9 protein-coding genes are annotated in these 13318 nt (G+C 64.2%); 7 read left to right on the forward strand and 2 right to left on the reverse strand.

From position 1 onward, the window contains the following. Window positions 1–143 precede the first annotated feature (143 nt). The gene (gene greB / locus Q0799_RS05420; RefSeq protein ID WP_298395381.1) at window positions 144–701 is read right to left on the reverse strand and encodes a transcription elongation factor GreB; all 558 of its coding nucleotides are present in this window, start codon (window positions 699–701) and stop codon (window positions 144–146) included. Continuing rightward, complete coding sequence (locus tag Q0799_RS05425; protein WP_298395384.1) at window positions 701–1009, reverse strand: hypothetical protein; 309 nt, start codon at window positions 1007–1009, stop codon at window positions 701–703. The genes greB and Q0799_RS05425 overlap by 1 nt, the downstream gene beginning before the upstream one ends. 66 nt (window positions 1010–1075) lie before the next feature. Between Q0799_RS05425 and Q0799_RS05430 the strand changes: the two genes are divergently transcribed. The 7 genes from Q0799_RS05430 (at window position 1076) to Q0799_RS05460 (ending at window position 13313) form a co-directional block, all read left to right on the forward strand. Further along, window positions 1076–1297: a DUF465 domain-containing protein gene (locus Q0799_RS05430; RefSeq protein WP_298395387.1), complete on the forward strand. Its 222-nt coding sequence runs from the start codon at window positions 1076–1078 to the stop codon at window positions 1295–1297. 15 nt (window positions 1298–1312) lie between these two features. Continuing rightward, the gene (locus tag Q0799_RS05435; RefSeq protein ID WP_298395390.1) at window positions 1313–1636 is read left to right on the forward strand and encodes a hypothetical protein; all 324 of its coding nucleotides are present in this window, start codon (window positions 1313–1315) and stop codon (window positions 1634–1636) included. A gap of 27 nt (window positions 1637–1663) precedes the next feature. Further along, window positions 1664–2710: an aldo/keto reductase gene (locus Q0799_RS05440; protein ID WP_298395393.1), complete on the forward strand. Its 1047-nt coding sequence runs from the start codon at window positions 1664–1666 to the stop codon at window positions 2708–2710. A 254-nt stretch (window positions 2711–2964) separates the two neighbouring features. Further along, window positions 2965–4791 carry a DEAD/DEAH box helicase gene (locus Q0799_RS05445; RefSeq protein WP_298395396.1) on the forward strand — a complete coding sequence of 609 codons (1827 nt, stop codon included), beginning with the start codon at window positions 2965–2967 and terminating at the stop codon, window positions 4789–4791. Window positions 4792–4968: 177 nt separating this feature from the next. Continuing rightward, window positions 4969–7209 (forward strand): TonB-dependent hemoglobin/transferrin/lactoferrin family receptor, encoded by a 2241-nt coding sequence (locus tag Q0799_RS05450; RefSeq protein WP_298395399.1) that lies wholly within the window; start codon window positions 4969–4971, stop codon window positions 7207–7209. Between the two features lie 57 nt (window positions 7210–7266). After that, window positions 7267–11193, forward strand: a complete 3927-nt coding sequence (gene cobN, locus Q0799_RS05455) for a cobaltochelatase subunit CobN (protein ID WP_298395401.1) — start codon at window positions 7267–7269, stop codon at window positions 11191–11193. Then, a complete protein-coding gene (locus Q0799_RS05460; protein ID WP_298395404.1) occupies window positions 11190–13313 on the forward strand; it encodes a TonB-dependent receptor in 2124 nt (707 codons plus the stop codon). Before cobN ends, Q0799_RS05460 begins: the two co-directional genes overlap by 4 nt. Window positions 13314–13318 lie beyond the last annotated feature (5 nt).

The following is a 13318-nucleotide window of genomic DNA, read 5'->3' on the forward strand; positions in this document are numbered from 1 at the left end:
AACACTCCCTCACTCCCGTCAAGCACCTCAGCAAAATTTCTTTCACCTCACTGCCTGCCTCACACCGCCGGAAACCCCGGCACCGCAAGGAAGGTGCGCATTCTACACACACCAAAAAAGGCGTCAACCCCTTTTTGAAAATTTCAGGGAATTGCCTCGTAGCGCACTTCGAGGATGTCGATTTCGCGCACACCGACCGGGCTCTGGAAACGGATGCTGTCGCCCTCGCGGGACTTGATCAGCGCACGGGCCAGCGGCGAGATCCAGCTGATGCGTCCGGATGAGGCATCAGCCTCATCGACCCCGACAATCTGATAGGTGTTTTCACTACCGTCGGCTTCACCGATGGTTACGGTGGCCCCGAAGAAGACTTGATCGTTGTCGCCCTGACGCAGGGGATCGACCACTTCGGCAATATCCAGGCGTTTGCTCAGGAAACGGATGCGCCGGTCGATTTCGCGCAGCCGACGCTTGCCATATATATAGTCACCGTTTTCCGAGCGGTCGCCATTGGACGCCGCCCAGGCGACGATTTCGACTATATGCGGACGCTCGCGCTTGACCAGGTGTTCGAGCTCGTCCTTCAGCCGGGCATGCCCGGCCGGGGTAATGTAATTGCGGGAACCGGGCGGGATGCGCAAGGCCGGTTGCAGATCCTCGTCATCCTCGCCGTCGCTTTCCCGGACAAACGCCTTGTTCATCAATAACCGATGCTGTACTGCTCGACATCGACGCGGATGAGTTCCCGACCAAGAATTGCTGCGGTGTTGCGGGCAAATTGTTCGGCCCAGGACGGCTGGTCGCGGAAGCGGGTTTCGCCGGCATATTTGGCGACACTGAGAATCCGGTCGACGGCCAGGACCTTGCCCGTCGGGGTCGCCACATCGCACTCCAGGGCGACGAATTCACGGTCAAACCATTGGCGCGCTTCGTCAGCAGCGCCACCGCCAGCGAGCTTGTATTCGAACTCGGTGTCTTTGCCGAACGAAACGATTACGTGATGCATCATGTTCTCCTCCTTTATATTGGTTCGGTTATTCTAAGCAAAACCATAAATGCTGTCAGGAGCAATGCCATGGCCCTTCGTCCGTTGACCGAGACGGAAATCAGCGACATCCGCATGCAGTTGAATGAACTGCAGGTGGAACATCGCGATCTCGACCAGGTCATCCTGCACCTCATCGAGAACCCGCCGCCGGACGAATTGCTGATCCGCCGCCTGAAAAAGCGGAAGCTCGCCTTGAAGGACCGCATCCTGTTGCTCGAGCAAATGCTCATCCCCGACATTCCCGCCTGACACTGCTTGTTTACCGTGGATTTTCCCGACGACGCCTTTGGCGACCCCTTCGATGTGCACGCTTTACCCTTGCGCCGCCCGGCACAGGGTTATGCAGTCCAGATGCTGGATACCGACACCCTGCTCGACCGGCATTGCGGCAAGTTCCTGCCGGTGCGCGCCAACGCGCTGGACGCCCTGTTCCCGGATTTCGCATCGGCGCACGCCGCCGCCGCCGCGTGGACCCGGGCGCATTGCCAGCGAGCTGACGAGCACCGGCTGGCCATCGTTCCCGCCAGCTTTGATCCGGTGCTCGAACGCCACGTGCTGATCTACGGCGTCCTCTGCCAACAACCCTGAGCTTTCCCCCATTTCCGGAGACCAATTATGAGCCTGTTCAAAAACAAGCGCCTGGGCCGCAGCGAACTGAGCATTCCCGAAGTCTGCCTCGGCACGATGACCTTCGGCGAGCAGACCGATGAAGGCGATGCCCACGGCCAACTCGATTACGCGCTGGAACACGGCATCAATTTCATCGACACGGCCGAAATGTATGCCGTACCGACCCGCGCCGAAACGGCCGGCGCGTCGGAAGCCATCGTCGGCCGCTGGCTGAAGCGGCAAGCACGCGACAAGATCATCCTGGCCACCAAGGTGGCCGGCCCGGCACGCAGCCTGGAATGGATACGCGGCGGCCCGCTGAGCATGGACCGCGCCAACATCCGCGCCGCCATCGAAGGTTCGTTGCAGCGCCTGCAGACCGACTACATCGATATCTATCAGCTGCACTGGCCGGAGCGTAACCAGCCGATGTTCGGCCAGTGGCAGTACGACCCTGCCAAGGAACGTGAATGCACGAGCATCCGCGAACAACTGGAAACCCTGGGCGAACTGGTCCGCGAGGGCAAGGTCCGCCATGTTGCAGTATCGAACGAACACCCCTGGGGCATCTGCCAGTTCACCCGTCTGGCCGACGAGCTTGGCCTGCCGCGCATCGTCTCGACCCAGAACAGCTACAACCTGCTCAACCGGGTATACGAATATGGCATGGCCGAGACCTGCCACCGCGAGGAAGTCGGACTCCTCGCCTACTCGCCGCTGGCCTTCGGTCATCTCAGCGGCAAATACCTGGCCGACCCGGCGGCCCCCGGTCGCCTAACGCAATGGCCCTTCTTCGGCCAACGCTACGCCAAGCCCAACGTCAGCGCCGCCGTCCAGGCCTACGTCGACCTGGCGCGCAGCCATGCCCTGACGCCGACTCAACTGGCACTGGGTTTCGTCCGCTCGCGCTGGTTCGTCGCCAGCACGATCATTGGCGCCTCTTCGCTGAACCAGCTCAAGGAAACCCTGCCGGCCACCCTGACGCCGATGCATGCCGAGTTGATCGAAGCGATCGACGCAATTCATCTGCGCTACACCAACCCTGCCCCGTAAAACCTCGAGCAGAATGCCGTCTCCGGCCGCGCGGGCTGGTGTCAACGAACGAAAAAATGTAGAATAATCAGTTCAATGCGTTGATGCATCGCCCGCAGTAACTCCGAGCAGCCCCCGGTTTTTCAGTTCTTGTGCAGGATTCACCCCATTGATTTCTTCCCCGGCATGGCTGCGTCGGGGTCACCCAGGCCGCCCGCGATACGGGCGAATACCGCTGCCCGTCGCGAACCGGCAGCGAGGAAAGGAACAGCATCATGACGTCTACCGTCGACAGCTTTGCCGAACTCGGCTTGAGCGAATCCCTGCTCAAGACCCTGAGCGAAATCGGTTACGAAACCCCCTCCCCCATCCAGGCCCAGTGCATCCCCATCCTGCTCGACGGCCGCGACATGATCGGCATGGCGCAGACCGGCACCGGCAAGACCGCCGCCTTCGCGCTGCCGCTGATGGAAACCATCGACATCAAGGTCGCCAAGCCGCAGGCACTGATCCTGACGCCGACGCGCGAACTGGCGATCCAGGTTGCCGAAGCGCTGCAGAGCTACGCCAAGAACCTGCCCGGTTTCCATGTGCTGCCGATCTACGGTGGCCAGAGCTACACCATCCAGCTCAAGCAGCTGTCGCGCGGCGCCCACGTCATCGTCGGTACGCCGGGCCGGGTCATGGACCACCTCGAGCGCAAGACGCTCAATCTCGACCACCTGAAGACGCTGGTCCTCGACGAAGCCGACGAAATGCTGCGCATGGGCTTCATCGACGACGTCGAGTGGATTCTCGAACACACGCCCGAGCAGCACCAGACTGCGCTGTTCTCGGCCACCATGCCGGAACAGATTCGCCGCGTCGCCCAGAAGTACCTGGTCGATCCCAAGGAAATCAAGATCAAGTCGGCCACCACCACGGTCGCCGCGATCCGCCAGGTGTACTGGCAGGTTTCCGGCCTGCACAAGCTCGACGCGCTGACCCGCATCCTCGAAGTTGAAGAAGACTTCGACGCCGCCATCATCTTCGTGCGCACCAAGACCGCCACCGTCGAACTCGCCGACAAGCTCAATGCCCGCGGCTACGCCGCCGCCGCGCTGAACGGCGACCTCAACCAGCAGATGCGTGAACGCGTCATCGAGCAGTTGAAGTCTGGCGCCCTTGACATCGTCATCGCCACCGACGTCGCCGCCCGCGGCATCGACGTGCCGCGCATCAGCCACGTCGTCAATTACGACATCCCCTACGACACCGAAGCCTATGTGCACCGCATCGGCCGCACCGGCCGCGCCGGCCGCACCGGCAACGCCATCCTCTTCGTCGCGCCGCGCGAAATCCGCATGCTGCGCACCATCGAGCGCGCCACCCGCCAGCCGATCGCGCCGCTGACCCTGCCCAGCCGTGCCGACGTGACCAACAAGCGCGTCGCCGACTTCAAGGCCAAGGTCGCCGAAGTCCTCGATGCCGAAGGCCTCGATTTCTTCGCCAACATCGTCTCGCAACTGTGCGAGGAAAAGGATGTCAGCGCCGAGGAAGTCGCCGCCGCCCTGGCCAAGATGGCCCAGGAAGGCAAGCCGCTCGAGGTCGCCGGCGAAGATCCGCAGCCGCGCCCGTTCCGCGAAGAGCGCAACGACCGTAACGAACGTCGTCCGGCCACTTTTGGCGACCGCGAGCGCAAGCCGCGCTTCGAGGAGCGTGGCGAACGCAGCGAACGCCCGCGTTTCGAGGACCGTCCGGAACGCCCGCGCCGCGAAGACCGCCCGGCACGTCCGGCACCGGCCGGCGACATGGTGCGCTATCGCATCGACGTGGGCCGTGACCACGGCGTCGAAGTCCGCGACATCGTCGGCGCCATCGCCAACGAAGCCGGCATCGAAAGCCGCTTCATCGGCCGCATCGGTCTCTACGATGAGTCCAGCACGGTCGAACTGCCGGCCGGCATGCCCGCCGAAGCCGCCAACGCCCTGAAACGCACCCGCATCCGCGGCGTGCCGATCAACCTGCGCCAGGACGAAGGCCGTCCGAGCGGCAGCTTCGGCGGCGAACGCAAGTTCGACGGCGAGCGGAAGTTCAAGAAGAAACCGTTCGCGGATCGCTGATCCTCACCAACAACCGATCAGGCCAGGACAAAACCCTGGCCTTTTTCTTTACTGCTTCGCGAATTCATGAAACAATAACGATTCTTATTTGTAGCAGCCAGCCACCCAGCCAGCCCATTTCGGGCGCATCGCCCGGTAGCCAGCCAGACGTGTAATCAATCATGTTTGGAGGTTTCCATGCACCGCATCCAGTGGCCCGGCTTACGCGCCATTCCTTGTGCACTTCTGTGCGCCTTTTCGGCAACGACTGCCTTTGCCGAAACCGCTCTCGACGAAACCATCGTCTCCGCCAACCGGCGCGAGGCCAGCGTTGATGAGGCTACCGTCACGGTAAGCAAAGTCAGCCGGGAGCAGATGGATCGTCGTCTGCCGGCCGATGACGCAGACCTCTTCCGCGACGAACCCGATGTCGCCATGGCGCGCGATCTCCGCCGTTTCGGGGCAACCCGCGTCAACATCCGCGGCATTGAGGACAATCGCGTCATTCAACTGGTTGACGGCTATCGCCAGCCCGATTTCTACAACGGCGGCGGCGCCACCAACTTCACGATGAGCGCCACGCCCGGGGTCATGCCCGACTTCCTGCGCCAGGCCGAAGTCGTTCGCGGCCCAGCCTCCAGTCTCTATGGTTCGGATGCGCTGGGCGGTGTGGTCGGCTTCGTCACCCTGGACCCCAGCGATATCGCACCGGGCGACAAGAAAGCCGGCCTGCGTCTTCGCGGCACCTGGTCAAGCGCCAGCGATACCCTGAATGGCACCATCCTCGGCGCTCTCAGAGGAGAAACCGCCGAACTGCTGCTCGGGATCAGCCAGGGTAAAGGCGAGGAAACGGAAAATTTCGGCAAGCTCGACATCACCGGCCCGGCTCGCAGCAAGGCAAACCCGACCAAAACCAGTGACCAGGGCGGCATCGCCAAACTGATCTGGCGCCCCCTCGCCGGGCACAAGCTCACGGCGACCCTGGAAAGCCGTGAGCAGGACAGCAAGACCGACATCCTGAGGATTCCTTCGTCGCTCTCGCGCGTCAGCCAGATGCTAGGCGACGACAGCTCCGATCGGCTGCGCACCAGCATCGAATACGAACATCGCCCGAGCAACCTTTTTTACGACCGCATGATCCTGCGCGCACATCATCAGGAATCGAACACCCACAACAACAACCGGCAGATTCGCAGCAACACCACGGCCGGCTGCTCCGGAGTCACCGCCGGCGTCAACAACTGCGCCATCGAGCAGGATTTTCATTTCTCCCAGACCAGTATGGGCCTGGGGGCCCAGTTCGAATCGGCCTTCAGTCTCGGCGGACACGATCATCTGCTGACCTACGGCCTCGACCTGAGCCGCCAGGAGGTCTCGACCAAGCGCGACGCGACCATCCGCAACCTGACCGCCGGCACGGTCACCAAGACGCTGGCCGGAGAAACCTACCCGTTGCGCGACTTCGCTGACGGACGCACCGATACGATCGGCCTCTTCATCCAGGACGAGATTTCGCTGGCCAACAGCCGCTGGACGCTTGTCCCCGGCCTGCGCTATGACCGCACCGAGATCACCCCTGAGGTCGACGAACTCGCCCAGCACGCCTTGACCGCCATTGGCCGGCAAGCCGTCAAGCAGTCGAACGAGGCGGTTTCGCCCAAACTCGGCGCACGCTGGGCAATCACCGAGCAGGTGACTCTGTTCGGGCAGATCGCTTCCGGCTTCCGCGCACCGAACTACAGCGAATTGAACGGCGCTTTCCGCAATACAACCCAGATGTACGGTTCAAGCCCCAACCCCGATCTGAAACCGGAAACCAGCGTTGGCGTCGAAATCGGCGCCCGCTTCCGGCATGAAGGGATGCGCGGCCAATTCACCGTCTACGACAACCGCTACAAGGACTTCATCGAGAACGTCCGCCTGAGTTGCCCGGGCGATCCGCTGTGCATTCCCGGCATCACCACCTATAGCTCGGTCAACCTGAACAAGGTCCGGATTTACGGTGCGGAATTCAAGGGTAGCTGGGACTTCGCCCCGGGCTGGCGAGTCGATGCCGGCCTGGCCTACGCACACGGCACCAACGAGCAAACCGGGCAGCCGCTGAACAGCATCGAGCCAATGCGCCTGTCGTCCGGCATCAGCTACGACACGGGCAACTGGGGTGCCGAAACCCGCCTGCGTGCCGCCCAACGCAAGAAGCGCACGGATGAGACCGGTGGCACCTGGTTCCAGCCTGCCGGTTACGGCGTGACCGATATCTCGGTCTGGTACCGGCCGACCAAGGACACGCGCATCGTGGCCACGGTCAACAACCTGTTTGACAAGAAATACTGGTTGTGGAGCGACATCCGTCAGGCCGACGCCAGAAACCCGCTCGGCGCCGACTTCTACTCGCAACCGGGTCGCAGCTTCCGCCTCTCGCTGCAGGCCGATTTCTAACCCTGCCCGCCGGCGCCCATCCGGGCGCCGGCCCAACGTTTCATCGCCAGGCCAGACATGACCCAGCTCCGCAAAATCCTGCTCGCCGCCCTGCTGCTATTCTCAGGCGCCGCCTTCGCCCAATCCATCCTGTTCATCGCCACTTCCCCGGTACCGCCGGGCAAGTTCAAGGCCATCGCCGAGTTGGCTGACAAGCATGGCCTGAAGATCGAGGCGCACTTTGCCGAACGGATTCCCACCGAGCGCCAAGGCGACATCTTCGCCGGCCACGATTTCGTGATCTTCGACGCCGCGCGTGCCCACATGCAGGAAGCGATCAAGCGCCGGCTGGAAAAACCGCTGGCGCAACTGAAAACCCCGCACATCTGGATGCAGGACAACGGCCCGCAAGCCAGCGGCCTGAGCAAGGCCCTGGCCGAGAAACTGCATGCCTACTACACCAACGGCGGCATGGCCAATTTTGATGGCTTCCTCGCCACCCTCGCCGCCCATCTGCGCAGCACCACGGTCAAGAACGTCGCCCCGCCCTTCGTTTTTCCCAAATCGGCCATTTACCATCCGGACGCCCCCGGGCAGATCTTCACCACGCCGGCCGACTACTTCCGCTGGAAGGGCGTCGATCCGGCCAGACGGCCGGCGACGGTGGCCATCAACTTCTTTCAGATTCACATCGGCGCCCGCCAGACCGGCTTCATCGACGACATGATCCGCCGCATCGAAGCCGCCGGCGCACTGCCGCTGGCCTACTACGGCCCGGTCATGGAAGCGCACGATGACATGCTGCGCCTGAACGGCAAGCCGGTTGCCGACGTGCTGATCAACAGCCACATCACGCTCAATCCCGAGGGCAAGCGCAAGGAATTCGAGGCACTGGGCATTCCCGTGATCCAAGCCCTTTCCTACCGTAAAGGCGAGGAGGCCGAATGGCGCGCCGACCCGCAGGGCATTCCGCTGATGGACGTCCCCTTCTACCTGGCCCAGGCCGAATACGCCGGGATGTTTGACGCCGTGGTTGCCTTCACGACCCGCAAGGCCGATGGCGAAATCATGGTGATCCCCGAACAAAGCGCCGCGCTGGCGGCCAAGGCGATCAAGCTGACCCGCCTGCAGCGCCTGCCCAACGCCGAGAAAAAGGTCGCCGTGCTGTTCTGGAACTACCCGCCCGGCGAAAAGAACTTCTCCGCCTCCTACCTCAACGTCCCGCGCAGCCTCGAAGCCATGCTCAAGGTCATGAAAGGCGCCGGCTACGACGTCCAGGAGAACGAAGAAATCCAGTTGATCAACACCCTGCAGCGACTGCTCAGTCCCTTCTACCGCGACGGCCAGCTGGATGCCCTGCTCCGCGACGGGCTGGCCGAACGCCTGCCGGTCAAGGCTTACCGCGCCTGGTTCGAACGCCAGCCGGCGCAAGCTCGCGCCGACATGGAAGCGCGCTGGGGCAAGCCGGAAAAATCGTCGATGGTGGTGTACGACCGTGGCGAGGCCTACTTCGTGATGCCGCGCTACCGGATCGGCAAGCTCCTGCTCAGCCCCCAGGCGCCGCGCGGCGAACGCTGGGAAGACAAGGAAAAGGCACTCTACCACTCGTCAGTGGCGGCACCATCTCACTATTACATGGCGCATTACCTATGGGTGCGCAAAGCTTTCAAGGCCGACGCCATCGTGCACTACGGCACGCACGGCTCGCAGGAATGGTTGCCGGGCAAGGAACGCGGGCTGTCGATGAGCGATTATCCGATGGCCGCCATCGGCGATGTGCCCGTGATCTACCCCTACATCGTCGACAACATCGGCGAGGCCCTGCAGACCAAGCGCCGTGGCCGCGCTGTCAACGTCACCCACCAGACACCGCCGTTCGCGCCAGCCGGGCTGCACGCCTCGCTCAACGAAATCCACGACCTGCTGCACGCCTGGCAGCAGCAGGACGAAGGTTCGGTGAAGGAAAAAATCGCCGCTGACCTGATGAAAAAGGTCAAAAAAGAACGCATGGACAAAGACATGGGCTGGGACGACAAGCGGGTTGCCGCCGACTTCCGCAGCTTCGTCAACGAACTGCACGACCACCTGCACGAACTGGCCCAGACCGCGCAGCCGCTCGGCCTGCACACGCTGGGCACGGCACCGGCGGAGAAATTCCGCCTGGGCACGGTGCTGCTGATGCTTGGCAAACCTTACTGGGAAGCTGCTGCCAAGGCAGCCGGCGTGCCCGACGAAGACCTCGACGAAGCCTTCGTCGGCGATTACGAGAAAATGGCCGAAACACCGCCCTTCCGCCTGCTGCGCGATTTCCTCGACGGCCGGCCGGTGGTCGCCGACGCCAAATTGAAAGCCCAGCTCGAACAGGGCCGCAAGTGGTACGCCGACCTCGGCGCCGCAGCCGAAATGGACGGTCTGCTGTCGGCGCTGGCCGGGCAATATCGCCCGACCTCCTACGGCGGCGACCCGATGAAGAACCCGGACGCACTGCCGACCGGGCGCAATCTCTACGGCTTCGACCCGTCCCGGGTACCGACCCAACAGGCCTGGGCCGCCGGCAAGGAGGCCGCCGAAGCGCTGATTAGCGCGCATCGCGCCAAAACCGGGCAAGCCCCGAAGAAGCTGACATTCACGCTGTGGTCGGTCGAAACCATGCGCCACCTGGGCCTGCTCGAAGCGCAGGCGCTGGCGGCAATGGGCGTCGAGCCGGTATGGGATGCCGGCGGCCGGGTCATCGACGTCAAGCTGATCCCGCGCGAACAGCTCGGCCGCGCCCGCGTCGACATCGTGCTGTCGGCCACCGGACTCTACCGCGACCACTTCCCGAATGTGATGAAACAACTGGCCAAGGCAGCCGAACTCGCCGCCCGAGCCAACGAAGCCGACAACCCGGTGTACGCCAACAGCCAGCGCATCGCTGCCAGCCTCAGGCAGCGTGGCGTGCCGGAAGCGGCCGCACAACGAGCGGCGGAAACACGCATTTTCTCCAACGCCTCCGGCCGCTACGGCACCGGGCTCGACGACGCGGCGCTGGCCACCGACACCTGGAAAAGCAAGGCCGAAGGCGACCGCAAGCTGGCCCAACTCTACCTGCGCAACATGCACTACGCCTTCGGCAGCGACGAATCGACCTGGGGCAGCAAGGGCACCACCGGCGGCGAAGACATCAACCTCTACGCCGAGCACCTCAAGGGCACCGAGGGCGCCGTACTGTCGCGCACCTCCAACCTCTACGGCATGCTGACCACCGACGACCCCTTCCAGTACCTCGGCGGTATCGGCAGCGCTGTCCGTTATCTCGACGGCAAGGCGCCGGAGCTGTACATCTCCAACCTGCGCGGCAGCGGGGCTGGCAAGATCGAAGGCGCCGATAAATTCCTGGCCAAGGAACTCGCCACCCGCAATTTTCACCCCGGCTACATCAAGGGGCTGATGGCCGAAGGCTATTCCGGCACCCTGCAAGTGCTCGACTCGATGAACAACTTTACCGGCTGGACCACGGTCGCCCGCGAAATCGTCCGCGACGACCAGTGGCAGGAATTCGTCGACGTCTATGTCCGCGACAAGCACCAGCTCGGCCTCAAGGACTGGTTCGAGAAGAACAACCCGCACGCGCTGGCGCAGACCATGGAGAAGATGCTGGAGATGGCCCGCCACGGCTACTGGCAGGCTGACGCGAAAACGGTTGCGGAACTCAAGGAGCGCTACAACGACCTGGCCCGCCGCTTCGACGTCAAGAGCGATAACGCCGCCTTCGAGAAATTCGTCGCCCCCGGTTTCGGCCTGGCCGCCATGCTGCCCGCCGCGCCCAGCCCGACCCGCCCGCAAAGCGCCGCCGATCTGATGCCGCCGCCCGAACCGGTGGCCCCGCCGCCGATTCAGGGCATGCTGCTGAAGAAGGTCGAGATCAAGGAACCGCCAGCACCGCCGCTCGCCCTGTTCGGCGCCGGCCTGTTGCTTCTGACCAGTCTCGGCGGCGGCCTCTCGGCCTGGCGGAGGGCACCATGAAAACCCGCCTCAGCCTGATCGCCCTGGCTCTGGCCGCGCTACCGGCCAGCGCCGAGGAAACCCGCAGCCTGCCGGAAGTCACCGTCACCGCAACACAGGACGCGCTCGACGAACAGCAGGCGGCGGTGACCCAGAAAACCATCATCAGCCGCAGCGAAATCGAAGCCCTCGGCGGCCTGACCGTCAATGAAGTCATCCGCAAGCTGCCCGGTATCGATGCCGGTGGCCAGGGCAACGACGGCGGCCCGTCGGCCAACGCCCGCGGCATGGGCCGCGACGCAGTGCAGTTCCTGGTCGACGGCGAGCGCCCGAGCGCCAACGCCCGTTACGCGCTGACCACGGTTGGCCGGATGTCTGCCGGCGAACTGGAGCGCATCGAGATCCTGCGCGGTGCCTCGGCCGAGCACGGCGGTGCCTCCGCGATCACCGTCAACCTGATCATGAAGAAGGCGCGCCCGAATCAGGCCTCGACCTCGCTGCGCCTGACCGGCGGCATGCGCGGCGACGAGGCCAACGGCCAGTTCAGCGCCAGCCTGGGCGGTGGCGACAAGGCGTTCTCCTGGGTCATGCCGATCTCGATCAACCACCACGGCCTGCCGACCGAACGTAAAAGCATCCGCCAGGCCGCCACCGCCGGCACGCGCACGAACTGGGAGATCGAACAGGAGCGTGGCGCCTACACGCTCAATGAATTCGTCCTCTCGCCGCGCCTGACCTGGCGCGCCGACAACGGCAGCCTGACCCTGTGGCCCAGCGTTTATCACAACCGCGGCGAGCGCAGCACCCACGTCGACCGCCAGGCCTACGCCGACCCGGTCGCCGGCACCGGCCTGGCCGACGACGGCGGAAGGCGCGACCGCGAGGATAGCGAGATGACCCTGCTCCGCCTGCGTGCCGAGGGCGAACGCAAACTGGCCGACGGCAAGCTGTCCGGCCGCGCCGCAATCATGGACGGCCAGCGCCGGGCCGACACCCAGCGCCTGTGGCGCAGCGCCGCCGGCGTCATCACACAGGCCGACGAATCGATCCGTCGCGACGAGAACGAGTTCTCCTCGGCCGTCCGCCTCGACCGGGGCGTCGGCAAAGGACTGCTATCCACCGGCCTCGAACAGAGCTGGCACCGACGCGAGGAGCGGCAACGCATCAGCGGCGTCGGCGCCCTGCGCAGCGACCATGAAGCGAGCGCCCGGCAATGGACAGCCTGGCTGCAGCATGAAGCACCACTCAGCGACAAGCTGACCCTGACCGGCGGTCTACGCGGCGAACACTTCGCGCTCAAGGCCGACGGGCACTCGCAAAGTGCCAGCCAGATCGCGCCGTCACTGGCCGGACGCTACGAAATTGTCTCTGACCTGATCTTTCGCTCATCGATCGGCGCCGGTATCAAAGCGCCCAAGCTCGACGAGATTTCCGGCCTGACCGTGCGCGCCACCGGCACCAACAGCCCGCTCGAAGCCGACCGGGCCGGCAATGGCGCGCTCAAAGCCGAGCGCAACATCAACTGGGAAGCCTCGCTGGAGAAACGCCTGCCCGGCGACCTCGGCATCGTCGGCGCCAACTTCTACCTGCGACAGACCCGGGATTTCATCGAGCGCCGCATCCAGCGCGAAGGCACACGCTGGGTCGAGCGTCCGTACAACGAGGGCAAGGCCCGTCACTGGGGCCTGGAGCTCGACGCCAAGCTGAAGACCGACGCACTGGGCTGGAAAGGTGCTGCCGTCCGCAGCCACCTGAGCCTGCCGAAAGCCCGCGTGGAAGACGAACGCCTCGGTCTGACCCGCGATGCCCGCGACCTGCCGCGCTACCAGTTCACACTCGGCGTCGACCAGGCCCTGCCCGCCTGGCAGATGAGCGCCGGCTTCCATCTGACGCGGCATGGCGAAACACGCACCGACATTCCCGGTGAAAGCGACGCCAAACAGCGGCCGAAAACCCTGCTCGACCTCTACCTGAACCGCCGCCTGACGCCGCAACTGAACCTGCGCCTCGACGCCCAGAACCTGCTGCGCGCCGACACCCGCCGCCTCGCCGGCTACAGCGCCGGCGCGAACGACTGGCGGCTGGAGAGCAGCGAACGCGGCCAGCGCACGCTGCTGCTGTCGCTCGAAGGCAAGTGGTAACCAGA

Source organism: uncultured Azonexus sp., from assembly GCF_937982035.1.
Taxonomy (GTDB): domain Bacteria; phylum Pseudomonadota; class Gammaproteobacteria; order Burkholderiales; family Rhodocyclaceae; genus Azonexus.

Coding starts and splice junctions, on each gene's coding strand:
- cobN (WP_298395401.1), top strand. CDS start 7,267: ATGACCCAGCTCCGCAAAATCCTGCTCGCCGCCCTGCTGCTATTCTCA.
- greB (WP_298395381.1), bottom strand. CDS start 701: ATGAACAAGGCGTTTGTCCGGGAAAGCGACGGCGAGGATGACGAGGAT.
- Q0799_RS05450 (WP_298395399.1), top strand. CDS start 4,969: ATGCACCGCATCCAGTGGCCCGGCTTACGCGCCATTCCTTGTGCACTT.
- Q0799_RS05440 (WP_298395393.1), top strand. CDS start 1,664: ATGAGCCTGTTCAAAAACAAGCGCCTGGGCCGCAGCGAACTGAGCATT.
- Q0799_RS05425 (WP_298395384.1), bottom strand. CDS start 1,009: ATGATGCATCACGTAATCGTTTCGTTCGGCAAAGACACCGAGTTCGAA.
- Q0799_RS05445 (WP_298395396.1), top strand. CDS start 2,965: ATGACGTCTACCGTCGACAGCTTTGCCGAACTCGGCTTGAGCGAATCC.
- Q0799_RS05460 (WP_298395404.1), top strand. CDS start 11,190: ATGAAAACCCGCCTCAGCCTGATCGCCCTGGCTCTGGCCGCGCTACCG.
- Q0799_RS05430 (WP_298395387.1), top strand. CDS start 1,076: ATGGCCCTTCGTCCGTTGACCGAGACGGAAATCAGCGACATCCGCATG.